Below are 14859 nucleotides of genomic sequence, written 5' to 3' on the forward strand. Positions count from 1 at the left end.
GGGTGGTGACACCCGGCTGCGTCGGAGCCGCGAGTTTCGGATCCTTCTTCGGATCGGGCATGACCTGATCCGGATCCGGGGTGGTGATACCCGGCTGGCTGGGCGTCGGCTTCGATTCAGGTTTGGCCGGATCGGGTTTCGCGGTCCCCGGCGCGGATTCGGTCGGCGTCTCCGGTGGCGTCTCGGTACCCGGCTGGGCCGGGGCGGGAGTGGTGGGCGTGGTCGGATCGTTCGGAACCGCCCCCGCGGGCGCCGCGAGAAGAGTAGCCACGGCTGCCGCGGCGGCCAGCGGCAACGACGTCCCCGCCATCGTTCGCTGCGCCCGACTCGGCTTACGATGTTTCACTTTTCGCAATTCCCCTTTTCGGGTGCGGCCGCACGCGGTCGCACTCAGTTGTCCCTGACGAGACACGCGGTCGTCGTAGCACGACCCTCGGGCTGTTCGCCGTTCCCGTTTGGAAAGAAGCTTCCCCCCACGACAGAACCAGCGACCGCCGCCCGATCGCATCCCTGCCCGGAGTCAACCATATGTTCGGCCGACAGGCAACGCGATGAATCCCAGCCGGTAACAAGCACACTCGGAGCATCGCTACCGAGGGGGCGGACCCGTGTCAATCCAAGTCGTCATGACGCATCAACTGGCGCGCCGCCTCGATCACCGAACCCGACAGCGACGGATACACCGAGAACGTCTGGGCCAGATCGTTGACGGTGAGGTTGTTCTGCACCGCGAGCGCGATCGGCAGGATCAACTCCGAGGCGATGGGCGCGACGACGACGCCGCCGATCACCACACCCGTCGCGGGGCGACAGAAGATCTTGACGAAACCCCTGCGCAGCCCCGACATCTTCGCGCGCGGATTGGTGTTCAGCGGCAGCATCACCGTGCGTGCCGGGGTCTCACCGTTGTCGATGGCGGTCTGGCTCACGCCGACCGTCGCGATCTCCGGGCGGGTGAACACCGCGGAGGAGACCGTCTTCAGCCGGATCGGGCTGACACCCTCGCCCAGCGCGTGATACATCGCGATCCGGCCCTGCATCGCGGCCACCGAGGCCAGCGGCAACAGGCCCGTGCAGTCGCCCGCGGCGTAGATACCGGGCACCGAGGTACGCGACACCCGGTCGACCCGCAGATAGCCGCCACGATCCAACTCGATACCGACCTGGTCCAAGCCGAGATCGTCGGTATTGGGCGTGGAACCGACGGTCATCAGGGCGTGCGTGCCCGTCACGGTGCGACCGTCGGAGAGTTTCACCACGATGCCGTCGGCGGTGCGCTCGACCGCGTCCGCTCGCGCGTGTTTGACCAGTTCCACACCGCGCTCGGCCAGCGCCTCCTCCAGCACCAGCGCCGCGTCCGCGTCCTCACCGGGCAGCACCCGGTCACGACTGGAGACCAATTTCACCCGCACGCCCAATTCCGTATAAGCGGAGACGAATTCGGCGCCGGTGACACCGGAACCGACCACCACCAACGTTTCCGGGAGTTCGCGCAGGTCGTAGAGCTGACGCCAGTTCAGGATCCGCTCACCGTCGGGTTCGGCGCCCGGCAGCACCCGGGGACTGGCACCGGTGGCGATCAGCACCACCTCGGCCTCCAGCACCCGCTCACCACCCTCGCCACGCGACACGAACACCCGGTGCGTCGTCGACAGTCCGACGGCGGGCTCGGTCATCCGCGCGCGACCGGAGACAACTCTCACACCCGCCGATTGCAATTTGGACCGGATATCGGAGGACTGCGCCAGCGCGAGCGCCTTCACCCGCGAGTTCACCTCCGGCAACTCCACGGCAGCCTGACTCGGATCCAGCGTGATGCCCAGGTCCTTGGCGCGGCGCAGATCGGTGCGCACCCCGGTCGAGGCGATGAACGTCTTCGACGGAACGCAATCCCACAGCACGCACGCACCGCCGATGCCATCACGGTCGACGAGCGTCACATCGGCGCCGTGCTGGGCCGCGACCAGCGCCGCTTCGTAACCGGCGGGACCGCCACCGATGATGGCAATGCGGGTCATGAACACCTCCGCTTGGGCTGTCGACCGGGATCTCCGGCGCACAGACAACGTTATCGGGCGAGCACCCGGCAACCACTGCCGACTCGACCTCATCAGACGCGCGCGACCATCGAACGCGGCAACAGATGACACTCGCACAGGGCACTCTGGGCGGGATATGAGCGATCCGCCGATCTTATTGGCTACCCTTTCACCGTGCCGATCTACGCCGCCTACGGGTCGAACATGGACTCGTCCCAGATGCTCGAGCGCTGTCCGCACTCCCCCATGTCCGGAACGGGCTGGTTGGAGGGCTGGCGACTCACCTTCGCCGGCGACGACATCGGGTGGGAAGGACCGCTGGCGACGGTCGTCGAGGAACCAGGATCCCGGGTTTTCGTCGTGCTCTACGACGTCTCGCCGGAGGACGAGGACAGGCTGGACCGCTGGGAAGGTTCGGACTTCGGAATCCACAAGAAGATCCGGCTACGCGTCACCCCGAGCCCGGGCAGCGGGACCGAACCGCGCCTGGCGTGGTTGTACGTCCTCGACGCCTACGAAGGCGGACTACCCTCCGCCCGATACATCGGCGTGATGGCCGACGCGGCCGAAAAAGCAGGCGCGCCAGCGGAGTACGTGCACGCGCTGCGAACCAGGAACAGCCGCAACGTAGGGCCGGGAAACTTCAGCTGAATTCTCGGCGGCCGGGGCCGCGGGTTCGCGGCCCCTTTTGTCTCGCGTCCGAGCGGTCGATACTCGCGACTGCGTCGCATTGTCTCGACCGCTCGGACGCGAGACGGCCGCGAACGGGCGCTCGTAAGGCTCGCGCCGGGCGGGTTACTGGTGGGCGGCGCGCTCCGGGCGGGTGTTGTTCATCCTGCTTGCAGGATGATGTTGCTCAGGGCTCGGACGCCGACGGCGAGGGCGCGTTCGTCGAGGTCGAAGGTGGCCTGGTGCAGGTCGAGTTGTTCGCCTTCGCCGGACCAGACGCCGAGGCGGGCCATGGCGCCCGGTACCTCTTCGAGGTACCAGGAGAAATCCTCGCCGCCGCCGGATTGGGGGGTGTCGGCGAGGGCGTCGGGGCCGAGGGCGCGGATGGCGTCCTCGAACATCCGGGTGGAGTGCTCGTCGTTGACCACCGGGGGGACGCCGCGGCGGTAGTTGAGCTGGTAGCGCACGCCGGTGGGAGCGAGTAGGCCGTCGACGATCTCGTTGACCATCGGCTCCAGCAGCGACCACGTGGCGTGATCTCCGGTGCGGACGGTGCCGGTGAGCATGCCGGTCTGAGGGATGGCGTTGGGGGCCTTGCCCGCCGAGACGGCGCCCCAGACCATCACGGTGCTGGTGCGGGGGTCTATGCGACGGCTCAGCAGGCCGGGCAGGCCGGTGATGACGGTGCCGATGGCGTAGACCAGGTCGCTGGTCAGGTGCGGGCGCGAGGTGTGGCCGCCGGGGGAATCGAGTACCAACTCCACGGTGTCGGCGGCGGAGGTGATCGCGCCGACCCGGATGCCGATCCGGCCGACCTCGAGACGAGGATCACAGTGCAGGGCGAAGATCCGGTCGACGCCTTCCATCGCACCCGCCGCGACCATGTCGATGGCTCCGCCCGGCATGACCTCCTCGGCGGGCTGGAAGACGAACCGCACGCCGACCGGCAGATCGATCTCGGCCAGCGCGAGCGCGGTGCCGAGCAGGATCGCGGTGTGGGCGTCGTGACCGCAGGCGTGCGAGACTCCGGGCACCGTCGAGGCGAAGCCGAGTCCGGTGAACTCCTGTAACGGCAGGGCGTCCATATCGGCGCGCAGACCGATGCGCGGGGCGTCGACGGGGCCGACGTCACAGATCAGACCGGTGCCGCCCGGCATCTTCTGGGGTGTCAACCCGGCCTTGGTCAGCCACGTCGAGATGAACTCGGTCGTGGCGAATTCGGTGCGGGACAGTTCTGGATTGGCGTGGATGTGCCGCCGCCACTGGATCAGATCGACCGTGTGCTCGGCCAGCCACGCGTCGACGACCTCCGACCCGCTCATATCCGCCACTCCCGCGCCCCCCGGGCCCTCCGTGGTCGCACACGCGCTCCCTTCCGCATGCGCCGACGATCGGCCGGTTGTGCTCACCGAACTTCCTCCTGTCGTCGAACCAGACGTTCCAACAACCTGTCTCTCTGTACTTCATCGCGCGCGATCGCGATAGCGGTACGCGCGAGCGCGAGCGCGCCATCGGTGACCGCGCGATCCGCCGAGGCGTTGACACTGGCCGCGGCGAAGCCTGGCTGATGTGTCACCGCACCACCGGCATCGATGCCGATCACCGGATGGATGCCGGGGATGACGTTGGTGACATTGCCCATATCGGTACTGCCGAGCGGGCGCCGCGCCTCGAGTTCCGGTGCGATCGGCACCCGACCCAGGTCGGCGATTCGCTCACGATAGGCACACAGTAGTGCCGCATCGGGCGTCAGCTCGGTATATGTCGGGGCGAGCGTCCGGATTTCGTGGGTGCAGCCCGTTGCCAGTGCGCCCGCCTCGAAACAAGCCGATGCGCGTCGCATCAGTTCATCGAGGGATACGGAATCCGCTGCGCGTAGGTAGTACAGCAGTTCCGCACGTCCGGGCACGATATTGGGGGCTACGCCACCGTCGCCGACTATACCGTGAAGTTGCTGGCCAGGCTGGATATGTTGACGTAGCAAGCCCAGAGCTACCTGCGCGATGGTGACCGCGTCCCCCGCGTTACGGCCCAGTTCGGGCGACGCGCTCGCATGGGCTTCGCGGCCGTGGAAGACCACCCCGATATCGGCGAGAGCGAGCGATCTGGCGCCCGCGATGTCGACCGGACCGGGGTGGACCATCATCGCCATCGCCACGTCGTCGAAGACGCCGCGCTCCAGCATCAGCACTTTGCCGCCGCCGCTCTCCTCGGCGGGCGTGCCGAGCACGATCACCGTGATACCGAGTTCGTCGGCCACCTCGGCGAGGCCCAGACCCGTCCCGACCGCCGCCGCGGCGATGATGTTGTGCCCGCAGGCGTGGCCGATCTCGGGCAGGGCGTCGTATTCGGCGCAGATGCCGATCGTCAGATCGCCGCTGCCGTAGGTCGCGCGGAACGCGGTCGGCAGATCGGCGACGCCGAGATCGACCTGGAAACCGCGCTCGATCAGCGGGGCCACCGTCTTGGCGACACTGCGCGTCTCCTCGAACGCCAGTTCCGGCTCGGCGTGGATGGCGTGGGACAGCTCGACGAGACGTCCGGTGGCGGCGTCGATCGCGGCGTCCGAGGCGTCGAAGGCGCTCGTCGTCGCCCGGGTCCCGTCGGCGTGCTCGGCCACTGCCCTGTCTGCGCGCGCGAGATCGCCGCGCGTTTCCTCGTGCCCGCTACGCGGTGGTGGCATGCGACACAGTCTCGCACTACGGGTCGCGGCGGTTGCACGCTGCGCCCGGCTCCGCGCCGTGGACCCCGGGCTCTCGCGTGGCTCGTCTACCCCGCGGCGAAGGCCAGGTTCTCCCTGGTGTTGGGGACGGCGAGCCCGGCCAACGACCCGGCGTGCAGCGCGCGCTTGATCACCGGCAGATTCGGCTTGCGGTTGCTCGCGAGTGCCGCCGCGCGGGCGACGGCGGTCTCCAGCAACACCTCGGGCGCGGCGAGGTCGTCGACGATGCCCGCGGCCGCGGCCTGATCGGCGGGGTAGCGATGCCCGGTGGTCATCGCCTGCACGCAGACCTGGTTGCTCAGCCGGTTGGTCAGCAGCGCGTTCATCCCGACGGTGAAAGGCATGCCGAGATGCACCTCGGGCAGGCACCAGAAACCGCGATCGGAGCGCATCACCCGGAAATCGTGCGAGGTGGAAAGCATCGCGCCCGCGCCGAAGGCGTGGCCGTTGATCGCGGCAACGGTCGGCAGCGGGAAGGTGAGCAATCGGGCGAAGACGCCGTGCACGCGATCGAGGTAGTCGTGCATGTGGTCGAGGTTGCCGAAGAGCCAGTCGGTGTCGAGGCCGTTGCTGTAGAACTTGCCGGTGGCGAGGGTGACCAGCGCCGCGGGACCCTCGCTCGCCTCGACCTCGTCGAGCAGCCCGTGGAATTCGTCGATCCAATCGGGGTGGAAGCGGTTCTCGCTGTCGGTCTGTCCCTCGTTCCCGAGGTACAGGACGAACACATCTGCCTCGCGCTCCAGATACGGCATGCGGCGCAGCTTATCGGGCTGTCGCGGCGAGTCCTACTCGCGGGTAGCCGGTCCGCGCGACGCGATGCGGCCCGGCCGCGCGCCGGGACGTTCCCGGTGGCGGCGACTACGTCGCTCGCGTTCGGAGACCGTCGAATAGAGTGAGTTCATGCTTGCCGAACAGGCCGCCCAGGCGATCGCCGAACGTACCGGAGTCGAACGCCACCGGGTCGCGGTGGTTCTCGGGTCGGGCTGGCAGGACGCCGCCGCGGAGATCGGAACGCCACGCGCCTCGGTCGCCATGCCGGAACTGCCCGGATTCGGAGTGCCGAGCGCACAGGGACACGTCGGCATGGTGCATTCGCTCGCCGTCGACAACACGCCCGTGCTGCTGCTCATGGGACGCCAGCACCTGTACGAGGGTTACGCGCCCGCGCAGGTCGTGCACCCCGTCACCGCGGCCGTCGCCGCGGGCGCGGACACCGTGGTGCTCACCAACGCCGCGGGCGGAATCCGCGACGGCCTCCGGGTCGGCGAACCGGTCCTGATCGGCGACCACCTCAATCTCACCGGACGGACACCGCTCGAGGGCGCCTCGTTCGTCGACCTGGTCGACGCGTGGGACCCCGAACTGCGGGCGCTGGCACGCGAGATGGACCCCGACCTGACCGAGGGCGTCTACGCGGGCCTGACCGGTCCGCAGTACGAGACACCCGCCGAGATCCGGATGCTGCGCACCATGGGCGCGGATCTGGTCGGCATGTCGACGGTGCTCGAGGCCATCGCGTGCCGGGCGCTGGGAGCCCGCGTGCTCGGCATCTCCCTGGTCACCAATCTGGCCGCGGGCGTGACCGGTGAGCACCTGTCGCACGCCGAGGTACTCGCCGAAGGGCACGCGGCGGCACCGCGCCTGGGCAAACTGCTGCGCGGCATCCTCGAGCAACTGTGACGGTGAGCGTGACGATGTCGGCGAGGATCGACTGATGTTGCGTTTCGGCACGGCGGGCCTGCGCGGTCCGCTCCAGGACGGCCCCGACGGCATGAACGTCGACACCGTCGCCAGGGCTACCGCCGGGTTGGCCGACTGGCTGCGCGGGCGGTGCCTCGGAGGTGGGATCGTGATCGTCGGCCGCGACGCGCGCCACGGTTCCGCCGAATTCGCGCAGGTCACCGCGGAGGTCTTCGCCGCCGCCGGTTTCTCGGTGCTGATGCTGCCGCGCCCGCTGCCCACACCGCTGGTGGCTTTCGCGGTGCGGGAGTCGGGGGCGGTCGCGGGCGTGCAGATCACCGCGTCGCACAATCCGGCGACCGACAACGGCTACAAGGTCTTCCTCGACGGCGGCGCGCAACTGATCCCGCCCGCCGACGCCGAGATCGAGGCGGCGATCGACGCGGTGCGCGAGCCGATCCCGCGCGCGGATCCCGCCTCGGGTTCGACGGACACGCGTGTGCGCGCCGCGCTCGGTGACGATCCGGGCGAGGAGATCGTGCGGCGCTATCTCGCGCGCGCCGCGCGGGTGCCCGCCACGATCGGCGGACCGGGCGAGCGCGCCGATATCAGGATCGCGTTGACCGCGCTGCACGGTGTCGGCGGCGCGACCGCGGTCGCCGCGCTCGGTGCCGCCGGATTCACCGATGTGCACGTCGTGCCGGAGCAATTCGAGCCCGACCCGGACTTCCCCACCGTCGCCTTCCCGAATCCGGAGGAGCCGGGCGCGGCCGATCTGCTGCTGGCCCTCGCCGAGCGCGTCGACGCCGACGTGGCGATCGCACTCGACCCCGACGCCGACCGCTGCGCCGTCGGCATCCGCGGGCCGCGCGGTCGGCGGATGCTGCGCGGCGACGAGACCGGCGTGCTGCTCGGCGACGACGTCCTGCGCACCGCGCCGCCCGGCTCCCTGGTGGCGACCACCATCGTCTCCTCCCGACTGCTCTCCGAACTGGCCGAGGCCAGGGGCGGGCGTTACGCGGAGACGCTGACCGGTTTCAAATGGCTGGCCCGCGCGGGTGACGGACTCGTCTACGCCTACGAGGAAGCCATCGGACACTGCGTCGACCCGGCGGCGGTGCGCGACAAGGACGGGATCACCGCCGCCGTGCTCACCGCCGACCTGGTGGCCCGCCTCGCGGCCGTCGGACGCACCCTGACCGACGAACTGGACGATTACGCCGTCGAATTCGGCGTGCACGCGGGCGACCAGGTCTCGCTGCGACTGCCCGACATCTCGGCGGCGGCCGCCGTGGTCGACCGGCTGCGCGCGGCCCCTCCCGACGAGATCGCGGGCGAGCCGGTGAAATACACCGACCAACTCCGGGTGCGTGGCCGGATGCGGACCGACGCGTTGATCTTCGACGGCAGTGGCATCCGGGTCGTGATCCGGCCGTCGGGGACCGAGCCGAAACTCAAATGCTATCTGGAAGTGGTCGAACCGGTGTCCGGACGAGCGGGGCTGGAAGCAGCGAGAGATCGTGCGGACGAACGCCTTTCGCGACTGCGGGAATTCTGCGAAAGTCTCTGACACCCGGCCGCCGGTGCGTGCCTCCGGAAATGTTCGGAACGACTCGGCTCAGCGCGGACCGAACTGCCGGTCACCCGCGTCGCCGAGGCCGGGAACGATATAGGCGTTCTCGTTCAGGCCCGCGTCGACAGCGGCGGTGACCAGCCGGACCGGCAACCCCGAATCGGCGAGCGCGGCAATGCCTTCGGGGGCGGCGACCACGCAGACCGCGGTGATGTCGGTGGCGCCGCGAGCGACGAGCAGTTCCAGGGTGTGGCGCATGGAACCGCCGGTGGCCAGCATCGGATCCAGTACGTAGACCGGGATCTCGGCGAGATCGGCGGGCAGCGATTCCATGTAGGGAACGGGCTGGTGACTGTCCTCGTCACGGGCGATGCCGACGAATCCGACCCTGGAGTCCGGGATCAGCGCCGATGCCGCGTCGATCATGCCGAGCCCCGCGCGCAGCACCGGTACCAGCAGCGGCGGCGCGGCCAGCCGCACGCCCTCGGCGACGGCGACGGGTGTGGTGACGTCGAAACGGGTGGCAGGAGCCTCACGCAATGCCTCGTAGATGAGGATCGCGGTGAGATCGCGCAGTGCCGCGCGGAACCCGGAATTGGGTGTGCGCGCGTCGCGCATGGTCGTGAGCAGGGCGGCGGCGAGTGGGTGGTCCACGGTGTGCGTGCGCATGAGGGAACGATAAGGTCGTCGGCAGCGGGGTGGAGTACATCGCGAGGAGTACGCCGCGACACAGGGATACAACGACACAGGGAACGGCGCGCATCCGGTCCGATCGCCGACCCGAAATTTTCCGAACGAGCGGGAACCGATCGGGAACGCAGCGCGTCGAACTAGGTGGATGACGTACTCTGCCTGGGAACAACGGATGGGGGAAGCACTATGCGAAAGATGTCGGCGGACGCCGAAGGCATTGCGGCTTATAGCGCGACCGCCGAGGTGATGTCGGGTGAGATGGCGGGGGCCGCGGCCAGTGCGGCGGCCGCGAACCCGGCGCTGCTCGGACCGATCATGGGCCTCATCGGTGGTGATTTCATGACCGCCTACGCGGCCGCCCACGCGGGGCATATCGCCTCCATCGGTCAGCTCTCGGCGGTGCTGTCGAGCCTGGGTGGCGCCACGGCGGGCGCGGCGACCGTGCTCACCGAAACGGACCTGAACAACGCCGCCGCGCTGAAGACAACAGATCTGGACGGATGAGCCGGTGATAGATATCAACGTGCTGGCCAAGCCGCTGTTGGATCTGCTCTCCAGCTTCGGCTCCGGCGTGCTGCCGACGGGCGGGCCTTCGGACGCGCTGAACTCCACCTCCACGGTGCTGGATCAGCTACATCAGTTGAGCCGCAACAGCATCAACCAGATGAACGTCGCCTGGGACGGGGTCGCCGCCGATGCCGCGACGTCGAAGGCGTTGCGGGTGCAGACCTCGACCGCGACCATCTCCGATCGCGGCACCGAGATGGCGACCGTGGTCGATCAGGCCGCCGTGCAGGTCGAAACGGGCCAGAAGGATCTGAACGGCATCGTCCAGTCCTTCCTCACCCAAGCGTCGAGCCTCGGCCCCGCCATCGCCACCCCGCAGGGCTTCACGGTGCTGGTCGGCTCCGCGATCGACCACCTGAATCAGGGGCTGAGCGTGGTCAACCGCACTCAGACCGAACTCAACACCCAGACCCAGGCGATGAACTCGCTGACACCGCCGCCGTCGACCTCCCTGGCTTCGGTCCCGAGCAATCTGGCCTCCGGTCTCACCTCCGGTCTCACCTCCGGGGTGAACTCGGGTGTCAGCGGGCTGCTCGGTCTCGCGAGCGGCGCGGGCAGCATGGTGAGCACCGTCGGCAAATCGCTGAGCACCGCCTCGTCGTCGGCGACGACGCCCGCCGCGAGCAAATCGAGCACCGGCACCTCGGCCACGCCGAGTAATACCGACACGGCCAAATCGACGTCATCCGACGGCACCGGCGTGAAGATCACCCTGCCCGACGGCAGCACGGTCGAAGCGCCGAACGAGAAGGCCGCGACGGCGGTCAAATCGGCGCTCGGCGCGGTCGGCACCCCGTACGTCTGGGGCGGCAACAGCCCCGGATCGGGTATCGACTGCAGCGGCCTGACGCAATACGCCTACGGCGAGGCGGGCGTCGAACTGCCGCGTCTGGCCCAGGAACAGCACATCGGACACCCGCAGGTGTCACCCGGCGATCTGATGCCGGGCGATCTGGCCGTATGGGACGGCCACGTCGCCATGGTGGTCGGCAACGGGCAGCTCGTCGAGGCCGGCGACCCGGTCTCGGTCAGTTCCATTCGAACGGAGAACATTGGTATGGAGTTCTACGGCTTCTACAGGCCCACCGAATGAGTACGCCGGTGGATCCGCAGCAGTCGCAGCCGGTGCCGAATGTCACGGTCGCGGGCAGCACCAACAGGTCGGGCACCATCGCGGTGCGGGCGACCGATCAGGGCATGCCCGTCGAGATCAAATTCGAGCGCAGTGAATACCGTTACGGCGCACAGGCTCTCGCCGGTGAGATCCTGCGCCTGACGCAGCGGTCCACCGTCGCCGCGCGGGCCAGGCGCCGTGAGGTGCTCACCGAGGCCGGAATGCCCGCCGACATCCTGGACCGGCTCGGGTTGCCGACCAGACAGCAGGCGGTCGATGAGCTGGACCGGATCGACGACGCCGACACCGGGCCGACGAGCTGGATGAGGCCGGTATGACCGAGCCGGAGGCAGGGGCGATCCGTACGGAACCGAGTGGCAGGCGGGCACAGGTATGAGTGCGGAAATGGACGCGCTGGTCGCGAACGCGACGTCGAAACTGGAGGCGCTCGAGGCCGCGCTCTACGGCCTCAAGCAGGTACGCGGCCAGTTCACCACCGACGACGGGGCGGTCAGTGTCGAGGTGAACAGCGACGGCGCGTTGGTCGGACTCTCGCTGTCGGAGGCCGTCACATCGATGGCTCCCGGCGATGTCGGTCAGCTGATCATCTGGGCCTGTAGGCAGGCTTCCGAGGACGCGGGCGCACAGCGCTCGAAGGTCGTTGCGACACTGAACGAGTCGTTCGCACCCGCCACATCCGACGCGAACGGCAGCGTTGGGGGCGGGCCGGATAGTGCCTGACACGGAAGGTCGATAGGCTTCCGCACATGGCTTCTGGAGACATCGTCCCGATCGAGCTCGGCCTGACCGACGGCGATCTCGTCACACTGTGGGCACCGCGCTGGCGGGACGGCGACGACGAGTGGGAGGCGTTCCTCGGACACGAGGATTCGCTGTACGGTTTCGAGTCCGTGGCGGAGCTCGCCGCGTTCATACGAACCAACTCCGATAACGACCTCGTCGATCATCCGGCCTGGAAGATCGTGGTGGCGTTGTCGGCGGCCGAATTGGAGCCGGAGGAGAATCACTCCTTCGATCTCGTCGCGGTTCCCGAGCTGGCCGCCGGTGACCCCGAGGTCGAGTCCATCGCCGAACTCGAGGACACCCTCGAGATGGTGCGCAATATCGGCGAGGTCTGTGAGCTGGAGGTCGTCACCAAATTCTTCAGCTCCCACCCGGTGCTCGGCGCACTGCCCGCTGGCGTGAGTTCCTTCGTCGGTCGTGACGGCGAGGAATTGTGGATCCAGATCGGCGCGGCCATCGCCAAGGACTGGGACGCCGTACTCGACGCCATCGACTCGGTGGTCTCCACCCCCGAGGTCGACGCGACGGCCCTCTCGGTCGCCGAGGCGGAACTGCTGGCGGCCGAGGAGAACGTCATCGACGCCGACGACGCGGCCGACAGCGAGGAGGACGAGGAATTCGAGCCGGTCGACCTCGACGCGGATGACGACGAGGACGAGGACGAGACGTTCTGGAACGAGGTCGGCATCGACCCGGTGAAGATCATCACCTCCGACGGCGAACTCTTCACGCTGCGCTGTTACCTCGACGACGAGCCGATCTTCCTCGGCAAGGACGGCGCGATCTCGACCTTCGGCTCGGAGCGGGCGCTGGCGCGCTACCTGGCCGACGATCACGAACACGATCTGTCCAGGGTCAGCACCTACAGCGATGTGCAGACCGCGGCGGTGGACGGCTCGCTCGAGATCGAGGTCACCGACGAGAACGTCTACGTGCTGCACGGTCTGGCCGACGATCTGTCGCAGGGTCCGGAAGCGGTGGATATCGACCAGCTCGACCTGGCGGTGGAACTGTTCACCGACGCGGCCGACTACGCCGAGGACGATGCCGTCGAGCAGGCGCTGGCCCAGTCCACCCCGCTCGGCTGGTACGTCTCCTACCTGCTCAATCCCGACCCGACCCGGCTGGCCCCGAATCCTCCGTTCACCGCGGAGGCGCAGAACTGGCGTGAGCTGGAACGCAATTTCGAGGCGCGCATCGTCCAGAAGTAAGGGCGGCGGAGCACGAATCGTGCGGCACCGATTCCGGTCGGCGCCGCACGATCATTTCAGCCGGATCCACACCTGTTCGGCGCGGCCGAGCAGTCGGCCGTCAGCTCCGTAGACGGCCGACGACGCGAACGCCTTGCGTCCCTGCTCACCGTGGAGTTCACCGACCGCGACGCACTCTTCGCCCACCTCCGGCAGGTCGGGCACGATCGCGGTCATCTTGCCGAGCACGGCGGGGCGTTCGACCATATCCGGCAGCGACCAGCCGCCGGGGCAGTCCAGCGCCGCCCACACGATCGCGGTGCCGATCGGCAGCGACGCGTCCGGAATCCACTGCGAGGCCACCAGACCTTCCCCGACCAGTCCCGGTTCGATGCGCAGACCGTCGGGGCGGGCGGTGCCGCATACGAAACAGCTCGAGAAGGTCTCGTTGCAGCGGTACGACCGCGACGCCTCCCCCGCCGTCGAAAACGGCACGGCACGCGGCGCCTCGTGCTCGAATACGCCGACACTCGATTCGGCGACCACGACGTCACCGTGCAGCAGCGCCCCGTCCCGCACCAGCAGCGGGGTATCCAGCGGAGGCGGACTCCGCAGCACCACGGTGACGGTCGCCGCATCGTGCTGATCGGCCAGCAACCCACCCAGATAGCCGCCGTTGGCGGAATCCGGCGGCCCGTTGAAACGGCGAGGAACCTGCAGCACTGTCATGTCGGGCACGCTAGCGAATGCCCGCTCGGCGCCGTATAGGGCGGGGTATCCGTCGGTCCACAGCGCCGCACGGAGGAATCGCGCGGTTCTCCCGGCCGGGCCCGCGAGCCGATCGGTCCCACAAGGAAGTCAGGTCCACGAGGCAATCAGTCCCGCAGGCCCGGTCAGTCCCGCAAGCCGATCGAGGGCAAGGCGAACCACACCGCGACCTCCAGTATCAGGCCGACTACCTCACCGGCGGGTAGTGCTGGTCCAACCACTCGTCGAAGGTCGGGCCGGTCGGTATCGCGCCCGGTCCGGGCAGCAACGCGCCTTCGGCCTGGCGTCGCTGGTCGGGGTCGTTCCGGTCGGAGATCTCGGTCACTCGCGCCGGTGCACCGCGTCGTGCCGCGAGTTTCGTGACGGCCGCGGCGAGGTTCAGTGCCTCGGGGCCCGCGATCTCGACGCGGTCGGGACCGGATTCGTCGACGGCCAGGTCGGCCAGGTGTTCCGCGACGGTGCGGGCCGCGACCAGTTGGGTGCGGACCTCCGGCACGTGGGCGGTGTCGCCGCTGGTCGTCCAGTCCAGCATCATCTCGGTGAATTCGTGGAACTGCGCGGCGCGCAGGATGCGGACCGGGACCGGTCCCGCCAGATAGCCGTGTTCGTGGGCGAGTTTGCCCGCGTAGTGACCGCTGGTGAACGGATCGATGCCGATGATCGAGACCAGCACGATCCGGCGCACCCCCGCCGCGGCGGCGGCACGCTGCACATTCGTGGCGACGGTGCCGAAGAACTCCCGCACCGCCTCGGTCTCGGTGGTCGCGGCGTTCACCGCGTCCACCACCACCTCCGCACCGATCAGCGCCCGCTCGAGACCTCGACCGGTATGGACGTCGACGCCCGACGAACGGGTGACGGCCACGACGTCGTGGCCCCTGTTCTTCAGCACGTCGACGACCTCGCGGCCGATCCGCCCACTCGCTCCGACAATCGCGATCCGCATTGCGTTCTCCTCCGACTCGATCCGGTTCATCGAGTAGACGAGGCGGCGCCACACGGTGTGACATATCGGAGTCGGGACCGCGCTACCGCATCGG

General features: G+C 68.6%; 15 protein-coding genes and 1 pseudogene. 8 read left to right on the forward strand and 8 right to left on the reverse strand.

The features are described 5' to 3' along the window. Together JZ792_RS33900 and JZ792_RS33905 are read right to left on the reverse strand one after the other, a co-directional pair. Window positions 1-310: pseudogene (locus JZ792_RS33900) on the reverse strand (hypothetical protein); the annotation flags it as partial. A gap of 301 nt (window positions 311-611) precedes the next feature. Then, complete coding sequence (locus JZ792_RS33905; protein ID WP_216916986.1) at window positions 612-2018, reverse strand: NAD(P)H-quinone dehydrogenase; 1407 nt, start codon at window positions 2016-2018, stop codon at window positions 612-614. A 195-nt stretch (window positions 2019-2213) separates the two neighbouring features. Between JZ792_RS33905 and JZ792_RS33910 the strand changes: the two genes are divergently transcribed. Next, entirely contained in the window at window positions 2214-2690 is a 477-nt protein-coding gene (locus JZ792_RS33910; RefSeq protein WP_109525569.1) for a gamma-glutamylcyclotransferase family protein, read from the forward strand. 179 nt (window positions 2691-2869) lie between these two features. Here JZ792_RS33910 and JZ792_RS33915 read toward each other — a convergent pair whose 3' ends face one another. The 3 genes from JZ792_RS33915 to JZ792_RS33925 all read right to left on the reverse strand — a co-directional run bounded on the left by JZ792_RS33915 (window position 2870) and on the right by JZ792_RS33925 (window position 6182). Further along, window positions 2870-4030, reverse strand: a complete 1161-nt coding sequence (locus tag JZ792_RS33915; RefSeq protein ID WP_216916987.1) for a M20 family metallopeptidase — start codon at window positions 4028-4030, stop codon at window positions 2870-2872. Between the two features lie 83 nt (window positions 4031-4113). Next, window positions 4114-5391, reverse strand: coding sequence for a M20 family metallopeptidase (locus JZ792_RS33920; RefSeq protein WP_216916988.1), 1278 nt, complete (start codon window positions 5389-5391; stop codon window positions 4114-4116). Window positions 5392-5477: 86 nt separating this feature from the next. Further along, on the reverse strand, window positions 5478-6182 hold the full coding sequence (locus JZ792_RS33925) for an enoyl-CoA hydratase/isomerase family protein (RefSeq protein ID WP_216916989.1): 705 nt from the start codon (window positions 6180-6182) through the stop codon (window positions 5478-5480). Window positions 6183-6330: 148 nt separating this feature from the next. On the opposite strand from JZ792_RS33925, the gene JZ792_RS33930 reads away from it, so the two are divergent. Both JZ792_RS33930 and JZ792_RS33935 read left to right on the forward strand, forming a co-directional pair. Continuing rightward, window positions 6331-7110: a purine-nucleoside phosphorylase gene (locus tag JZ792_RS33930; protein WP_216916990.1), complete on the forward strand. Its 780-nt coding sequence runs from the start codon at window positions 6331-6333 to the stop codon at window positions 7108-7110. A gap of 34 nt (window positions 7111-7144) precedes the next feature. Further along, entirely contained in the window at window positions 7145-8680 is a 1536-nt protein-coding gene (locus tag JZ792_RS33935) for a phospho-sugar mutase (RefSeq protein WP_216916991.1), read from the forward strand. Between the two features lie 48 nt (window positions 8681-8728). On the opposite strand, the gene upp is transcribed toward JZ792_RS33935, so the two are convergent. Continuing rightward, window positions 8729-9352, reverse strand: a complete 624-nt coding sequence (gene upp, locus JZ792_RS33940) for a uracil phosphoribosyltransferase (protein ID WP_216916992.1) — start codon at window positions 9350-9352, stop codon at window positions 8729-8731. A 210-nt stretch (window positions 9353-9562) separates the two neighbouring features. Here upp and JZ792_RS33945 point away from each other — a divergent pair, with 210 nt between their 5' ends. Genes JZ792_RS33945 through JZ792_RS33965 form a run of 5 tightly spaced genes read left to right on the forward strand, consistent with a single transcriptional unit; the run spans window position 9563 to window position 13072 of the window. Further along, a complete protein-coding gene (locus JZ792_RS33945) occupies window positions 9563-9880 on the forward strand; it encodes a hypothetical protein (protein WP_109525563.1) in 318 nt (105 codons plus the stop codon). Window positions 9881-9884: 4 nt separating this feature from the next. Beyond that, window positions 9885-11036, forward strand: a complete 1152-nt coding sequence (locus JZ792_RS33950) for a C40 family peptidase (protein ID WP_216916993.1) — start codon at window positions 9885-9887, stop codon at window positions 11034-11036. Then, window positions 11033-11395: a hypothetical protein gene (locus tag JZ792_RS33955; protein WP_109525561.1), complete on the forward strand. Its 363-nt coding sequence runs from the start codon at window positions 11033-11035 to the stop codon at window positions 11393-11395. Before JZ792_RS33950 ends, JZ792_RS33955 begins: the two co-directional genes overlap by 4 nt. A 55-nt stretch (window positions 11396-11450) precedes the next feature. Continuing rightward, entirely contained in the window at window positions 11451-11798 is a 348-nt protein-coding gene (locus tag JZ792_RS33960) for a YbaB/EbfC family nucleoid-associated protein (protein ID WP_216916994.1), read from the forward strand. Between the two features lie 26 nt (window positions 11799-11824). After that, the gene (locus JZ792_RS33965) at window positions 11825-13072 is read left to right on the forward strand and encodes a SatS C-terminal domain-containing protein (RefSeq protein WP_216916995.1); all 1248 of its coding nucleotides are present in this window, start codon (window positions 11825-11827) and stop codon (window positions 13070-13072) included. Between the two features lie 51 nt (window positions 13073-13123). On the opposite strand, the gene JZ792_RS33970 is transcribed toward JZ792_RS33965, so the two are convergent. Further along, a complete protein-coding gene (locus JZ792_RS33970; protein ID WP_216916996.1) occupies window positions 13124-13780 on the reverse strand; it encodes a hypothetical protein in 657 nt (218 codons plus the stop codon). Window positions 13781-14006: 226 nt separating this feature from the next. Next, window positions 14007-14765 (reverse strand): SDR family oxidoreductase, encoded by a 759-nt coding sequence (locus JZ792_RS33975; RefSeq protein WP_254190728.1) that lies wholly within the window; start codon window positions 14763-14765, stop codon window positions 14007-14009. Between the last annotated feature and the right edge of the window lie 94 nt (window positions 14766-14859).

It is taken from the genome of Nocardia noduli, assembly GCF_019038455.1.
In the GTDB taxonomy this organism is placed as follows: Bacteria; Actinomycetota; Actinomycetes; order Mycobacteriales; family Mycobacteriaceae; genus Nocardia; species Nocardia noduli.

Bases quoted from the DNA above. Each gene is read 5' to 3' on its own strand.
- JZ792_RS33920 (WP_216916988.1), bottom strand. From the start codon at position 5,391: ATGCCACCACCGCGTAGCGGGCACGAGGAAACGCGCGGCGATCTCGCG.
- JZ792_RS33905 (WP_216916986.1), bottom strand. From the start codon at position 2,018: ATGACCCGCATTGCCATCATCGGTGGCGGTCCCGCCGGTTACGAAGCG.
- upp (WP_216916992.1), bottom strand. From the start codon at position 9,352: ATGCGCACGCACACCGTGGACCACCCACTCGCCGCCGCCCTGCTCACG.
- JZ792_RS33935 (WP_216916991.1), top strand. From the start codon at position 7,145: ATGTTGCGTTTCGGCACGGCGGGCCTGCGCGGTCCGCTCCAGGACGGC.
- JZ792_RS33970 (WP_216916996.1), bottom strand. From the start codon at position 13,780: ATGACAGTGCTGCAGGTTCCTCGCCGTTTCAACGGGCCGCCGGATTCC.
- JZ792_RS33975 (WP_254190728.1), bottom strand. From the start codon at position 14,765: ATGCGGATCGCGATTGTCGGAGCGAGTGGGCGGATCGGCCGCGAGGTC.
- JZ792_RS33960 (WP_216916994.1), top strand. From the start codon at position 11,451: ATGAGTGCGGAAATGGACGCGCTGGTCGCGAACGCGACGTCGAAACTG.
- JZ792_RS33965 (WP_216916995.1), top strand. From the start codon at position 11,825: ATGGCTTCTGGAGACATCGTCCCGATCGAGCTCGGCCTGACCGACGGC.
- JZ792_RS33915 (WP_216916987.1), bottom strand. From the start codon at position 4,030: ATGAGCGGGTCGGAGGTCGTCGACGCGTGGCTGGCCGAGCACACGGTC.
- JZ792_RS33955 (WP_109525561.1), top strand. From the start codon at position 11,033: ATGAGTACGCCGGTGGATCCGCAGCAGTCGCAGCCGGTGCCGAATGTC.
- JZ792_RS33925 (WP_216916989.1), bottom strand. From the start codon at position 6,182: ATGCCGTATCTGGAGCGCGAGGCAGATGTGTTCGTCCTGTACCTCGGG.
- JZ792_RS33930 (WP_216916990.1), top strand. From the start codon at position 6,331: ATGCTTGCCGAACAGGCCGCCCAGGCGATCGCCGAACGTACCGGAGTC.
- JZ792_RS33945 (WP_109525563.1), top strand. From the start codon at position 9,563: ATGCGAAAGATGTCGGCGGACGCCGAAGGCATTGCGGCTTATAGCGCG.